At 69.4% G+C, this 13038-nt stretch carries 10 protein-coding genes; 9 read left to right on the top strand and 1 reads right to left on the bottom strand.

The window, feature by feature from the left end:
• Positions 1 to 165 precede the first annotated feature (165 nt).
• Genes VDQ83_RS16950 through VDQ83_RS16940 form a run of 3 tightly spaced genes read left to right on the top strand, consistent with a single transcriptional unit; the run spans position 166 to position 2503 of the window.
• A complete protein-coding gene (locus tag VDQ83_RS16950) occupies positions 166 to 1155 on the top strand; it encodes an alpha/beta fold hydrolase (RefSeq protein ID WP_455435806.1) in 990 nt (329 codons plus the stop codon).
• The gene (locus tag VDQ83_RS16945) at positions 1152 to 1871 is read left to right on the top strand and encodes a hypothetical protein (RefSeq protein ID WP_455435805.1); all 720 of its coding nucleotides are present in this window, start codon (positions 1152 to 1154) and stop codon (positions 1869 to 1871) included. Before VDQ83_RS16950 ends, VDQ83_RS16945 begins: the two co-directional genes overlap by 4 nt.
• Positions 1862 to 2503, top strand: a complete 642-nt coding sequence (locus VDQ83_RS16940) for an HAD family hydrolase (RefSeq protein ID WP_455435804.1) — start codon at positions 1862 to 1864, stop codon at positions 2501 to 2503. Before VDQ83_RS16945 ends, VDQ83_RS16940 begins: the two co-directional genes overlap by 10 nt.
• Positions 2504 to 2843: 340 nt before the next feature.
• Here the strand turns inward: VDQ83_RS16940 and VDQ83_RS16935 are convergent, their stop codons facing one another.
• Positions 2844 to 3179 (bottom strand): hypothetical protein, encoded by a 336-nt coding sequence (locus VDQ83_RS16935; RefSeq protein WP_455435803.1) that lies wholly within the window; start codon positions 3177 to 3179, stop codon positions 2844 to 2846.
• Between the two features lie 499 nt (positions 3180 to 3678).
• Between VDQ83_RS16935 and VDQ83_RS16930 the strand changes: the two genes are divergently transcribed.
• The 6 genes from VDQ83_RS16930 (at position 3679) to VDQ83_RS16905 (ending at position 12674) form a co-directional block, all read left to right on the top strand.
• A complete protein-coding gene (locus VDQ83_RS16930) occupies positions 3679 to 5688 on the top strand; it encodes a methanol/ethanol family PQQ-dependent dehydrogenase (protein ID WP_455435802.1) in 2010 nt (669 codons plus the stop codon).
• Complete coding sequence (locus tag VDQ83_RS16925) at positions 5685 to 7436, top strand: quinoprotein dehydrogenase-associated putative ABC transporter substrate-binding protein (protein ID WP_455435801.1); 1752 nt, start codon at positions 5685 to 5687, stop codon at positions 7434 to 7436. The genes VDQ83_RS16930 and VDQ83_RS16925 overlap by 4 nt, the downstream gene beginning before the upstream one ends.
• A gap of 77 nt (positions 7437 to 7513) precedes the next feature.
• Positions 7514 to 8092, top strand: coding sequence for a c-type cytochrome (locus VDQ83_RS16920; protein WP_455435808.1), 579 nt, complete (start codon positions 7514 to 7516; stop codon positions 8090 to 8092).
• Positions 8089 to 9105, top strand: coding sequence for a beta-propeller fold lactonase family protein (locus tag VDQ83_RS16915; protein WP_455435800.1), 1017 nt, complete (start codon positions 8089 to 8091; stop codon positions 9103 to 9105). The genes VDQ83_RS16920 and VDQ83_RS16915 overlap by 4 nt, the downstream gene beginning before the upstream one ends.
• Positions 9106 to 9152: 47 nt before the next feature.
• Positions 9153 to 10262, top strand: coding sequence for an S-(hydroxymethyl)glutathione dehydrogenase/class III alcohol dehydrogenase (locus VDQ83_RS16910; protein ID WP_263395779.1), 1110 nt, complete (start codon positions 9153 to 9155; stop codon positions 10260 to 10262).
• A 15-nt stretch (positions 10263 to 10277) separates the two neighbouring features.
• The gene (locus tag VDQ83_RS16905) at positions 10278 to 12674 is read left to right on the top strand and encodes a TonB-dependent receptor (RefSeq protein WP_455435799.1); all 2397 of its coding nucleotides are present in this window, start codon (positions 10278 to 10280) and stop codon (positions 12672 to 12674) included.
• The last annotated feature ends 364 nt before the right edge of the window (positions 12675 to 13038 follow it).

Raw genomic sequence — 13038 nt, 5'->3', positions numbered from 1 at the left:
AGTCGCGACGGCTTTCCCGGGAAAGCCCGTCGCGACTGAAGTCGCTCCCACATTTGTTAGAGACACCCGGAGTCCGCTTAGCAGGCCGTCCCATGCGGGACTTGGCGCAGGCCGGGTCGCATGCGAAGGTAGGCGCATGGCACGTTTACGGTTCCCGGCTCTTGCATGTTGCTGATGATGGTGTTGCTGCTGTTGCTGGCGCTCGCCGCGACCGTACTGCTGGCATTGCTGCTGTGCGCGCTGTTCGCGGTGCGCCGCGATCCGTTCCTGCTGGTGCGCCTGGAAAGCCTGCGCCTGCGCAGCGGCAGCGGCCTGCAGCGCCACCAGGCGCAGGTTGCCGGGCATCGCTGGACCTATCTGCACCGCGCCGCGGCCGATCCCGCCGCGCCGACGCTGCTGCTGGTGCATGGCTTCACCGGCAGCAAGGAGAACTGGCTGCCGCTGGCGCGTGCGCTCGGTGATCGCTATCACCTGTTCGTTCCCGATCTGCCCGGCTGGGGCGAAAGCCAGCGCATCGACGGCGAGGACTATGGCTTCGCCGCGCAGGCCGAGCGCGTGGCCGCGTTCGCTGCGCACTGCGTGCGCCGTGCGGGCAGCGAATGCGTGCTGGTCGGGCATTCGATGGGCGGCGGCATCGCCGCGCTCGCCGCCGCGCGCCATCCCGAGCTGTTCGAGCGCGTCGGCCTGCTCAACGCCGCCGGCGTGCGCTTTTCCGACAACGCCTTCGGCCAGGCGGTGCTGGACGGCGACAACCCGTTCGCGGTGTACGACGCCGACTCGCTGCATCGCTACATCGACACGGTGTTCCTGTTGGAGCCGAGCAAGCCGCGCATCCCGTCCTGGACGGTGTCCTCGATCGTCGCCTGGCGGCGCAGCGAGGCCGGCTTCGAACAGCAGGTGCTGGCGCGGATCGGCCGCAGCGACGAAGCCTTCCTGCCGTTCGACGAAGCAGCGCAGATCCGCCAGCCGGCGCTGCTGCTGAACTGCGTGCAGGACGCGGTGATCGACGCTAGCGCGCTGGCGCTGTACGCCGAGCGCGTGCCGCAGGCGCTGCAGGTGTTGCTCGACGGCAGCGGCCACATGTCCATCGTCGAGAAACCGACCGAGGTCGCGCAGGCGATCGATGACCTGATCCAACGAGGAGCCCCCCGATGAAACGCATTCTGCTCGGCGCGCTGTGCGCCGTCGCCCTGGCCGGTTGCGGCGACCACGAGGCCGAGCGCAAGGCGCAGGCCGCGGCCGAGGCGCAGGCCAGGCAACAGGCCGCCGACGACCTGGCCAAGCAGTACGACGCCGCGGTGAAGTCCGGCAACTGGGACCTGGCGCGGATCCATGGCGCGGCGCTGCTGGAGCAATATCCCGGTTCGGACGCGGCCGAGCGCATCCAGCCCGGCTACGCCGAGGTCAAGGCCAAGGGCGAGGCGGCGCGCGAACTGCGGCGCATGCAGGCCGCCTGGGAATATTCGCAGGTGCCGGCCGGCAAGGGCACGCAGCGCTCGGCGATGCTGTACAGCCGCGACAAGGTCGACGTGGACGGCAGCGGTCCCAAGCCGGTGCAACTGGTGTTCCGCGATCATCCGGAGTGGAAGCGCAGCGCCTACCTGGTGCTGCAGGCCGGCGATTTCCGTTGCGCCGGCGGCTGCAAGGTGCAGCTGAAGGCCGACGACGCGGCGCCGCGCGCGGCCGCGGCGTGGCGCCCGAACACCGACGAGGCGATCGCGATGTTCATCACCGACCACAAGGCGCTGTGGAAGCTGGCGCGCAAGACCACGGTGCTGCAGATCGAATTCCCGGTGAAGGCCGGCGGCACCCGCACCGCGGTGTTCGAGACCGGCGGCCTGGACGGTTCGCAGATGCCGGGATGGGACTGAGCGCGATGGGCGAGGGCGCCGCCGCGCACGCCGCGGCGCTGCGCCAGGTGCGGCACTGGGTGTTCGACATGGACGGCACGCTGACGCTGGCCGTGCACGATTTCGCGCTGATCCGCCGCGAGCTGCAGATTCCGGCGCAAGCCGACATCCTGCAGCACCTGGAGGCATTGCCGGCCGCGCAGCGCGCGTCCAAGCATGCCTGGCTGCTGGAGCACGAGCGCGCGCTGGCCACTGCCGCGATCGCCGCACCCGGCGCGCCGGCGTTGCTGCAGGCGCTGCACGCTGCCGGATGCCGACTGGCGGTGCTGACCCGCAACGCGCAGGAACTGGCGCACCTGACCCTTCAGGAAATCGGCGTCGACCACTTGTTCGAGGACGTAGCCGTCCTGGGCCGCGACGAAGCGCCGCCCAAGCCGCATCCGGGCGGCCTGCAGCAGCTGGCCGCGCACTGGGGCGTGGCGCCGCACACGCTGGCGATGGTCGGCGATCATGCGTACGACCTGCAGTGCGGTCGCGCCGCAGGGGCGACGACGGTGCTGCTGCATCCGGACAATCCATGGCCGGCGCTGGCCGATCTGCATTTCGCCGATTGCGCTGCGCTGCTGGCGTGGTGGCAGGACGCTGCCGCGTAGGGCGTCTTCTCTGTGGGAGGGACTTCAGTCCCGACGCGACCGTTGTGCAGACCAGCCTCCCCGGACCAATGCGTCGCCTGGCGATTGGCAATCTGTGCATCCTCCTGGCAGTAAGAGGGGAAGCAAAGCAAAGGCAAGGCAAAAGCTTTCGCCTTTGGCGAGTTACTTTTCTTTGCTTGTGCAAAGAAAAGTAACCAAAAGAAAGCACACCCCGCCTCCGCGCCCTCCGCACTGCGTGCTCCGGGTCCGCGAATAGGCCGGGATTCGCGGAAGGGGCATCCTGCCCCTGCCGCGAACGGCGCACATCCTTGTGCGCCGCCCCTTCGAGGTTTTTCCCGGCCTATTCGCCGCTGCGTAAGGGACCCCGAAAAGTCCAAAGCAACAGCAACAGCAACAGCAAGAGCAAGAGCAACAGCAAGAGCAACAGCAAGAGCAACAGCAAGAGCAACAGCAAGAGCAACAGCAAGAGCAACAGCAACAGCAAGAGCAACAGCAACAGCAACAGCCTGCGGCTGCGGACGCGGCGGTTGCCGTCCTGCGTTGGGATTCTGCGACGCTGCAGATCCAGCAATCTTCGTGGTGCAATAGTGTTGCTCAAATCCTGCATGGCGCCAGAGGCGCATCGGTACCGCGCATAGGCGCTGATGTTGAACACCAGTTGCGTGTAGCGGCGCACGTGCGCCACCGGAACGGATGCTGGCTCGCCGCCAGCGGTTGCGAGTGCAGGCCTAGGTCGGCCAGATACTGCGCCTCCAGCGCTGGAGACTCGGACTCGCTGTTGCCGCCATGGCCGCTGTGCTGGTTGAACGGCACGTCGGACAGCACGTAGCCGTCGCGCCATGCGCACCGGTAGCCCGGTGACCGATCGGTTCGGCGCCTGGCCTGGCTTCTTCCAGTCACGCCGGTCGCTGTCGCTTTGCGGGGCGCTCTGCTCCCGGCTGCGCCAACGGCGATACAAGCCCGTGGCACAGAGTGTGCCGTTCTCGATACAGCGCGACCATGGCGCAAGGGTGCGCCTGCGCTGGCGCCGTAGCCGATGCTTGAGGCGCAAGGATGGCGCAGTGCAACAACGCGATGGCACGTCGATTGCTCTGTCTCTCTCGATGTTTCCGCATCCCGCCGCGCCAGCCGTTTGACGGCAAGCGCCACGGCACTTCAACGAGGGGAGTAGAACGATGCACAGTCATCCATGTCGTACCCGCACCTGGACGCTGCTCGCGCTGGCCACCGTGCTGGTGCTGGCCGGTTGCAAGAAGCAGGAAGAGGCTGCGGCGCCCGCCGCGCCCGCAGCACAGCAACCGGCCGCGGCCGCGCCCGCTGCGGCGGTCGACACCGACACCGAGTTCGCCAACAACGCCAGCAATCCCGATAACTGGGGCGGCATCGGTCGCGATTTCGCGCTGACCCGGCACAGCCCGCTGGCCGAGATCAACCGCGACAACGTCAAGAACCTGAAGATGTCGTGGGAAATGAAGACCGACGCCACCCGCGGCCACGAAGGCCAGCCGCTGGTGATCGGCAACATCATGTACATGGTCAGCGCGTATCCGAACAACGTGTTCGCGATCGACCTGGCGGCGCAGGAAGACGGCGGCAAGGTGCTGTGGAAATACACCCCGCAGCAGGACGAGCGCTCGGTGGCGGTGGCGTGCTGCGACACGGTCAACCGTGGCGCGTCCTATGCCGACGGCAAGCTGGTGTTCGGCAGCCTCAGCGGCGACGTGATCGCGCTCGATGCCAAGACCGGCAAGGAAGTGTGGAAGCAGAAGATGGCGCACCCGGACAAGGGCGAGACCATCACCATGGCGCCGATCATCGCCGACGGCAAGGTCGTCGCCGGCATCAGCGGCAACGAGTTCGGCGTGCTCGGTCGCGTCGCCGCGTACTCGCTGGCCGATGGCAAGCAGGTGTGGTCGTGCGACGCCGCCGGCAGCGACAAGGCGATCTGCCTGGGCGCGGACTTCAACAAGGCCAATCCGCAGCACGGCCAGCTCGGCGACCTGGGCATCAAGACCTTCCCCAACGAGGAATGGAAGCGTGGCGGCGGCGCGGCGTGGGGCTGGTACAGCTACGATCCGAAGCTGAAGCTGGTCTATTACGGCACCGGCAATCCCGGCCTGTGGAGCCCGTCGTACCGCTGCGGCAAGACCACGCAGGAAGAGTGCAACAACGGCGAACACGACAACAAGTGGTCGATGACCCTGTTCGCGCGCAAGATCGATACCGGCGAGGCGGTGTGGGGCTACCAGAAGACGCCGTTCGACCAGTGGGACTACGACGGCATCAACGAGCCGATCCTGGTCGACCTGACCATCGACGGCAAGCAGGTCCCCTCGGTGGTGCAGTTCGACCGCAACGGCTTCGCCTACGTGCTCGACCGCCGCGACGGCACCCTGCTGCGCGCGCACAAGTTCGTGCCGGCCAACTGGGCCGAGAGCATCGACATGAAGACCGGGCGTCCGATCAAGGTCGCCGCGCATTCGCCGCTGGAACGCGGCAAGAAGGTGCAGGCGTTCCCGTCAGCGATGGGCGGCAAGGACCAGCAGCCGTGCTCGGTGGATCCGGCCGATTCGGCGGTGTTCTTCTGCGGCACCAACAACTGGCACATGGAGCTGGAGCCGCAGGAGCGCGGCAACACCATGATGGGCCTGCCGTACGTGTTCGCCAACGTGATGATGAAGCCGAACGAGCCCGGCGCGCTGGGCATCGTCAAGGCGTTCGACGTGGTCAACGGCAAGTCCAAATGGGAGATCAAGGAGAAGTTCCCGGTGTGGAGCGGCACCCTGGTCACCGACGGCGGGCTGGTGTTCTACGGCACGCTCGACGGCTGGTTCCGCGCGGTGGACAAGGACACCGGCAAGAAGCTGTGGGAGATGAAGTTGCCTTCCGGCATCATCGGCAATCCGATCGCCTACAAGGCCAACGGCCACCAGTACGTGGCGGTGTTCTCCGGCATCGGCGGCTGGATCGGTCTGCCGATCGCCGGCGGCCTGGACCCGGGCGATCCGTACGGTGCACTGGGTGCGGCCGGGCTGGCCTTCAGCAACGGCTTCGACAAGATCCCGTTGGGCGGCATGGTGCATACCTTCCGCATCGACGGCACCGGCAAGACCATCACCCCGACCGCTCCCGCCACCGCGGCGGCGGGCGGAGCGCCGGCCGCCGCGGCCAAGACCGCGCGATGAGTCGGCGGCCACGCGCCCATGCTGCGAACGCGTGCCGCAAGGCACGCGTCTCGCGGCACCTGCACCAGGGCGCGCGCGCCGTGTTGCTGCTTTGCAGCCTCGGACTCGTCGCCGTAGGTTGCACGCGCGAGCCGTCGTCCGCGACGGCTCGCGTTCCTGAGGCCGCCTCCAGCGCGGCCGCCAAGCCGGCGGCGGAAACGCCCGCCACCGCGATCGCCGCCGATGCGGCGGTGCTGCGGGTCTGTGCCGATCCGGGCAACATGCCGTTGTCCAATCGCGCAGGCGAAGGCTTCCAGAACAAGATCGCGCAGGTCCTCGCCGAGGCGATGGGCCGGCGCCTGCAATACGAATGGCGCACCTACTACCAACGTGGGTTGGCGCGCAGCACGATCAACGCCGGGCGTTGCGACGTGCTGATGGACATGAACAGCGACTTCGAGATGGGCCTGCCCACGCGTCCGCTGTACCGCTCCACCTACGTGCTGGTGACCCGCAAGGGCCTGGCGCTGCAGCCGACGTCGCTGGACGATCCGGCGCTGAAGAAACTGAAGATCGGCGTGTTCCAGAGTTCGCCGGCGCGGCAGGCGCTGTACGACCACGGCGTGACCGGCGACGTGCAGTACCTGTTCTACGATTCGTCGACCGCGCCGGAAGAGCATCCCGGCAAGCTGGCCGAACGCGTCGCCGGCGGGCAACTCGACGCCGCCGAATCCTGGGGCCCGGTCGCCGGCTACTACGCCGCGCGCGGCGGCCTGGGCATGGTGCCGCTGAACGTCATCGACGACGAAGTGCTCGAGTATTCGATGGCGTGGGCGGTGTCGCGCAAGAACGTGGCGCTGCGCGACGCGCTGAACGAGGCGATGCAACGCAGCGCCGGCAAGATCGACGCGATCCTGCGCGAGTACCACGTGCCGCTGGTGGCCTGCGCCGAGTGCGTCGTCAACGGCGATCTGCGCTCGCACGGCAGCTACGCCACGCCTGCCACCGATGCCCCGGCACCGAGCCCGCAGACCTCCTCGGCGATGCTGGCGCAACTGCAGCTGCGCATCGCCGACGGCGCCGATCCCAATCAGGAACTGGCGCATGCGCTCGACGCCGGCGATGGCGTGCGCGTGGCCTGGCTGCTGCGCCACGGGGCCAGCGCCGACCGGCCCAACCTGCTGGGCGAGCCGCCGCTGCACCAGGCGATCCGCAACCAGGCGCCGACGCTGGTCGGCGAGTTGCTGGCCGCGGGCGCCAATGTGGAGACCCGCGACGGCAACGGGTGGACGCCGTTGATGAAGGCGGCCTGGTCCAACGATGCGCAGAGCACCGAACAGTTGCTGGCGCGCCGGGCCAAGGTCGACGTGGTGTCCAAGGACGGCTGGACCGCGCTCGACCTGGCGATTTCCTACGCCGATGTCGAACTGGTGCAGGCCTTGCTCGGCGCCGGCGCCAACGTGCGCCGCAGCAATCCGGCCGGGTTCACCCCGGTGATGTTCGCGGTGGCGCGCAACGACCCCAAGATGCTCGACGCCCTGCTGGCGCGCGGCGCCGAGGCCGACCGGGCCAACCGCGCCGGCGTCACCCCGTTGATGCTGGCCGCCGCCGCCGGCCGCGAGGACGCCACCCGCCGCCTGCTCGCCGCCGGCGCCAATGCCGCGACCCGCGACGCCGACGGCAAGACCCCGGCGGCGCTGGCGCAGCAGCGCGGCGATGCGTCGCTGGCGCAATTGCTGACGGAGGCCGAACACCGACGCACGCAATGATCGCCACGCTCTTCCTGCTCGCGCCGCAGCCGCGGCGTTTACGTCCCCACAGTCCGTCCCGCAAAGGTTCTTTCCCCATGCGCAATGCCGTCGTCCGCCGTTCCGTCGTGCCGAAGCTGCTGTCCCTGTCCCTGTTCGCGTTGACCCTGGTCCTGGCCGCCTGCGGCAAGGATGCCCCGCCTTCCGCGCCCGCCGCCGCTGCGCCTGCCGCTGCGTCGGCCGCCCCCGCGGCCGCACCTGCGTCCAACGCCGCCCCGGCCGCTGCGCCGGCGGCCGCCGCCGCGACCCCGCCGCCGGCGGCAGTCACCCCGATTCCGAAGGGCCCGCCGGTGAAGGTGACGCCGGAGCTGGCCGCCGAAGGCAAGAAGATCTTCATGTCGGCCGGCTGCAGCGCCTGCCACGGCGGCACCGGCGGCGGCGGCATGTGCCCGCCGCTGACCAACGACGTGTGGGTCTACGGCCACGACGACGACACGCTGCGCGCGCTGATCGACGAAGGCACCGCCGGCATGACCGCGCACGGCAAGGTCCGGGTCGGCCATGAGAAGGTGGTCGGGCAGATGCCGCCGTTCGCGCCGGTGCTCAAAGAGGGCGACACCGAAAAGCTGCTGGCCTTCATCCACTCGATCAACAAGACCGCGGGCGCGGCTCCATGACCCAAGGCGCGCGACGTACGCTGGGCATCGCTGCGCTGGCGCTGCTGCTGGCGGCCTGCCAGCGCGCGCCGGCGCCCGCCGCCGACAGCGCCGCGGCCAAGCCGCCCGCACCACCCGCGGCCGCGCTGGCCTACGTGCCGAACCAGCGCGCCGGCACCATCTCGGTGATCGACACCGGCACCGACGTGGTGCTGCGCACGCTGTCCGCGCAGGGCCAGCTCGGCAAGCGCCTGCAGCAGATCCTGCCCGGGCCGGCCGGGCACCTGTACGTGATCGACGCGCAGGGCCACCGGTTGCTGGAACTGGATACCGCGCAGGACCGCATCCTGCGCAGCGTGGACATCGGCGAGAACGCCGAGGGCATCGCCGTGTCGCCGAACGGCGAGCAGTTCGCGGTGTGCGTGGAAGGGCAGAATCAGGTGATGCTGATCGATCCGGCCAGTTTCGCGATCGGCGCGCGCATCGCCACCCAGGGGCAGGCGCCGGAACATTGCGTGTACAGCCCCGACGGCGCGCTGCTGCTGACCAGCAACGAAGGCTCCGACGACCTCGACGTGATCGACCTGAAGGCCGGCAAGTCCACCGGCGTCATCGCCACCAGCGGCCATCCGCGCGGCATGGCGTTCGCGCCGGACGGCAACACCGTGTACGTGGCGCAGGAGTCGGCCCACGTGGTCGACGTGGTCGACCTGGTCGCGCGGCGGCGCGTGGCCAGCATTCCGGCCGGGCAACGCACCGCCGGGGTGACCATCTCGCACGACGGCAGCCGCGTCTACGCGTCCAATGGCGGTGCCGGCACGGTCAGCGTGATCGATCCGGCGGCGCGCAGCACCCTGGCCGAGATCCCGGTCGGGCAGCGGCCGTGGAATCCGGCGCTCACCGCCGACGGCAAGAAGCTGTACGTGGCCAATGGCCGCTCCAACAGCGTGAGCGTCATCGACACGACGACGATGAAGGAGATCAAGCAGATCGCAGTGGGCGAGATGCCCTGGGGTGTGGTCATCGCGCGGTGAGGCGAGGGACGCATGCGGCGCGGCAGCAGGATGTCGGGGAGAGCTGAATGAAGACGCGAGCCGCGGTCGCCTGGGCGGCGAACCAGCCGCTGGCCATCGAGGAAGTGGACCTGCAGCCGCCCAAGGCCGGCGAGGTGCTGGTGCGCATGGTCGCCAGCGGCGTCTGCCACAGCGACGCCAGCACCCTGTCCGGCGCCGATCCGGACGCCGCGTTCCCGGTGATCCTGGGCCAGGAGGGCGCCGGCGTGGTCGAGGAGGTCGGCATCGGCGTGAGCAGCGTGCGCCCCGGCGATCACGTGATCCCGCTGTACATGCCCGAATGCGGGGTGTGCAAGTTCTGCCGGTCCGGCCGCACCAACCTGTGCCAGGCGATCCGCGCCAGCCAGGACCGCGGGCTGATGCCCGACGGCAGCAGCCGCTTCTCGCATCGCGGGCGGCCGATCCTGCACTACATGGGCACTAGCACCTTCGCCGAGTACACCGTGCTGCCGGAAATCGCGGTGGCCAAGATCCATCCGTCCGCGCCGCTGGACAAGGTGTGCCTGCTCGGCTGCACGGTCACCACCGGCATCGGCGCGGTGCTCAACACCGCGCGGGTGCGGCCCGGCGACAGCGTGGCGGTGTTCGGGCTCGGCGGCATCGGCCTGTCGGTGGTGCAGGGCGCGGTGATGGCGCGCGCCGGGCGCATCATCGTGGTCGACATCAACCGCGACAAGTTCGAGCTGGCGCGCGCGCTGGGCGCCACCGATTGCCTGGACCCGAAGGATTTCGGCGCGCCGGTGCAGCAGGTGATCGTCGACCTCACCGACGGCGGCGCCGATCACAGTTTCGAATGCGTGGGCGACGTGCGCGCGATGCGCGCGGCGCTGGAGTGCTGCCACAAGGGCTGGGGCGAGAGCATCATCCTGGGGGTGGCGCCGAGCGCGCAGGAGATCAGCACGCGGCCGCTGCAGCTGGTCACCGGCCGCGCCTGGCGCGGCAGCGCGTTCGGCGGGGTCAAGGGTCGCAGCGAACTGCCGGCCTACGTCGAGCGCTACCTGGCCGGCGAGATCCGTATCGACGAGCTGATCAGCGAGACGCTGCCGCTGCAGGACATCAACCGCGCCTTCGATGCGATCCGCGAGGGCCGGGGCATCAAGTCGGTCGTACTTTACTGAAACCAAGGAGCAGGCATGCGCAGACACAACGGACGCACCACCCCGCAGGCGAGCGCGCTCGCATTGGCCGTCGCCGCCGCGGTCGCCCTGGCCACTGCGCCGGCCGGCGCGCAGACCACGGTCAACGCCGGCGATGCGCAGATCACCGCGCTGGACCGGATCGAGGTCACCGCCACGCCGATCCCCGGCACGCTGATCGACGCCGACCACCTGCCGTACACGGTGCAGACCGCCAACGCCGACGACATCGCGCGCAGCCACGCCGGCAACCTCACCGATTTCATGCTGCGGCAGATGAACGGCGTGGACACCAACGAAGTGCAGGGCAGTCCGTTCCAGACCGATCTCACCTTCCGCGGCTTCCGCGCCTCCGCGCTGCCGGGTGCCTCGCAGGGCGTGTCGGTGTACCTGGACGGGGTGCGCATGAACGAGCCGTTCGCCGACATCGTCAGCTGGGACATGATGCCGGAGGCGGCGATCCGTAGCGTCGCGCTGATGCCCGGTTCCAATCCATTGTTCGGGCCGAACACGCTCGGCGGCGCGCTGGCGTTCACCACCCAGTCGGGCCTGACCGCGCCCGGGCTGCGCGCGGACCTGTCGTTCGGCAGCGGCGCGCGCAAGCGTTTGGACGCCTCCTACGGTTACGCCGGCGGCGACGGCCTGCATGCCTTCGTCGCGGTCACCGGCTTCGACGAGGACGGCTGGCGCGACGCCTCCGAAGGCCGCCTGGGCACCGTGTTCGGCAAAGTGGGACGGCAGGGCGAGCGCACCGACTGGGACGTGTCGCTGCTGCACGGGCGCAGCCGCCTGATCGGCAACGGCCTGCTGCCCAGCGGCCGCTACACCGACGAGGGTGTCGAGCCCGGCCTGTACGAAGCCGACCGCGAGGCGGTCTACACCTCGCCGGACCTGACCCGCAACCGCAACACGCTGCTGACCGCGCAGATGGACCATCGCTTCGACGCGGACACCGCGCTGCACCTGCTGGCGTATTACCGCGAAGGCCGCCGCAACACGGTCAACGGCGACATCAATGAGGACTACGAGGAATTCGTCGAGGAGTGCGCCGACGGCTACGCCGCCGACGGCACCCCATTGGACGACGACTGCGAGGTGCCGCGCGCCGAGTCCGACGCCCTGCACAGCGGCGTGCTCAACACCACGCAGATGCGCCAGCGCGCCGAAGGCGTGGCGCTGAACTTCAGCCACCAGGCCGGCGCGCATGCGCTCAGCGTCGGCGCCACCTACGACCGCAACCGGGTGCGTTACCGGCAGTACGAGCAGGAGGGGTTCGTGCAGGACGACCGCTCCGTCGCCGCCGATCCCGACGAGGAGCGCGAATTCTTTTCCGGGGTCAGCGGCCGCAGCAGCACGCTGGGCGTGTTCGCCGCCGATACCTGGGAAGTCGCCGAGGCCACGCACGTGACCGCGGCGTTGCGCTGGAACCGGGTCGAGGTCAGCAACGTGCTGTCCACCGCCGAGGACGGCGCGCTGCCGCGCGAGCGCTTCGTGTTCGCCAAGGCCAACCCGTCGCTGGGCATCACCCAGCGCCTGGGCGGCGGCTTCACCGCCTTCGCCTCGGCCTCGCAGAACAGCCGCGCGCCGACCGCGATCGAACTGGGCTGCGCCGATCCGGAACAACCCTGCCGGCTGCCGACCGGGCTGCAGGCCGATCCGCGCCTGGAGCAGATCGTCTCGCGCACCTACGAAGTGGGACTGCGCTGGAACCCGTCGCCGGACCAGGCCTTCAACGCCTCGCTGTACCGCGCCGACAACCGCGACGACATCCTGTTCCTGCGCGCGCCGAACACCCAGCTGGGCTACTTCGACAACGTCGACCGCACCCGCTACCAGGGCGCGGACCTGAGCTACCGCGCCAGTAGCGGCGCGCTGCGCTGGTTCGCCGGCTACAGCTACCTGGATGCGACCTACCGCAGCGACGGCGAGTTGCAATCGGGCGAACGCACCATCGACCTGCATCCGGGCATGCGCATCGCCGGCCTGCCGCGCAACACGCTGAAGCTGGGCCTGGAATGGCAGGCGCTGGAGCAACTGGCGCTGGGCGCGGATCTGCGCGCGTTCTCGCGGCGCGTGGCCAGCGGCAACGAGGACGGCCTGGCAGAGAATGCCGAGGACGGCGAGGATGCGGCGCGCCACGACCTGTCCACCGGCGGCTACGCGTTGATCGACGTACACGGGACCTGGCAGATCGCCGAGGGCCTGTCGCTGTACCTGCGCGTCAACAACCTGTTCGACCGCCGCTACGAGACCTATGCGGCGATCGCCGAGGACCTGTTCCCCGACGGCGCGCTGGCGCGCCCGCAGGACGCCGCGGTCGAGGACGGCCCCTCGCGCTTCGTCGCCCCCGGCGCACCACGCCAGTACCAGGTGGGCTTGCGCTGGCGGTTCTAGGCGGCGCACCGCGGCCAGGATCGCCACCATCGTGGTCATCATGATCGGGCGCGCGCGCTGCCTGCCGCGGCGCTGTGGAGCAGGAGAGTGAAGCCGCGACCGGTGAACCGCCGCGCTGCCTGCCACCCGCCAGGCTAGATTTTTTGTAGGAGCGGCTTCAGCCGCGACATCGAAGCCAGACAGCACACCCGCCTTCGGTGGCAGTCGGGACTGAAGTCCCTCCCACAAAAAACGGTGCGGTTGGATATCGCCAACGGCGGATGGGCATTGCCGTACCGAGCGCCGGCTCCTTGATTGCCAGGACTGGTGGCGGCTTGCGATGGTGGTGCTAGGCAGGGACGGGCGGTTCCGCGTCCCGCGACGC

Source organism: Xanthomonas sp. WHRI 7945, from assembly GCF_035026585.1.
Note: the sequence above shows the minus strand (reverse complement) of the source record. Positions and strands in the feature narration are given on the sequence as shown.

Bases quoted from the DNA above. Each gene is read 5' to 3' on its own strand.
- VDQ83_RS16905 (WP_455435799.1), top strand. From the start codon at position 10,278: ATGCGCAGACACAACGGACGCACCACCCCGCAGGCGAGCGCGCTCGCA.
- VDQ83_RS16950 (WP_455435806.1), top strand. From the start codon at position 166: ATGTTGCTGATGATGGTGTTGCTGCTGTTGCTGGCGCTCGCCGCGACC.
- VDQ83_RS16920 (WP_455435808.1), top strand. From the start codon at position 7,514: ATGCGCAATGCCGTCGTCCGCCGTTCCGTCGTGCCGAAGCTGCTGTCC.
- VDQ83_RS16925 (WP_455435801.1), top strand. From the start codon at position 5,685: ATGAGTCGGCGGCCACGCGCCCATGCTGCGAACGCGTGCCGCAAGGCA.
- VDQ83_RS16910 (WP_263395779.1), top strand. From the start codon at position 9,153: ATGAAGACGCGAGCCGCGGTCGCCTGGGCGGCGAACCAGCCGCTGGCC.
- VDQ83_RS16940 (WP_455435804.1), top strand. From the start codon at position 1,862: ATGGGACTGAGCGCGATGGGCGAGGGCGCCGCCGCGCACGCCGCGGCG.
- VDQ83_RS16915 (WP_455435800.1), top strand. From the start codon at position 8,089: ATGACCCAAGGCGCGCGACGTACGCTGGGCATCGCTGCGCTGGCGCTG.
- VDQ83_RS16930 (WP_455435802.1), top strand. From the start codon at position 3,679: ATGCACAGTCATCCATGTCGTACCCGCACCTGGACGCTGCTCGCGCTG.
- VDQ83_RS16945 (WP_455435805.1), top strand. From the start codon at position 1,152: ATGAAACGCATTCTGCTCGGCGCGCTGTGCGCCGTCGCCCTGGCCGGT.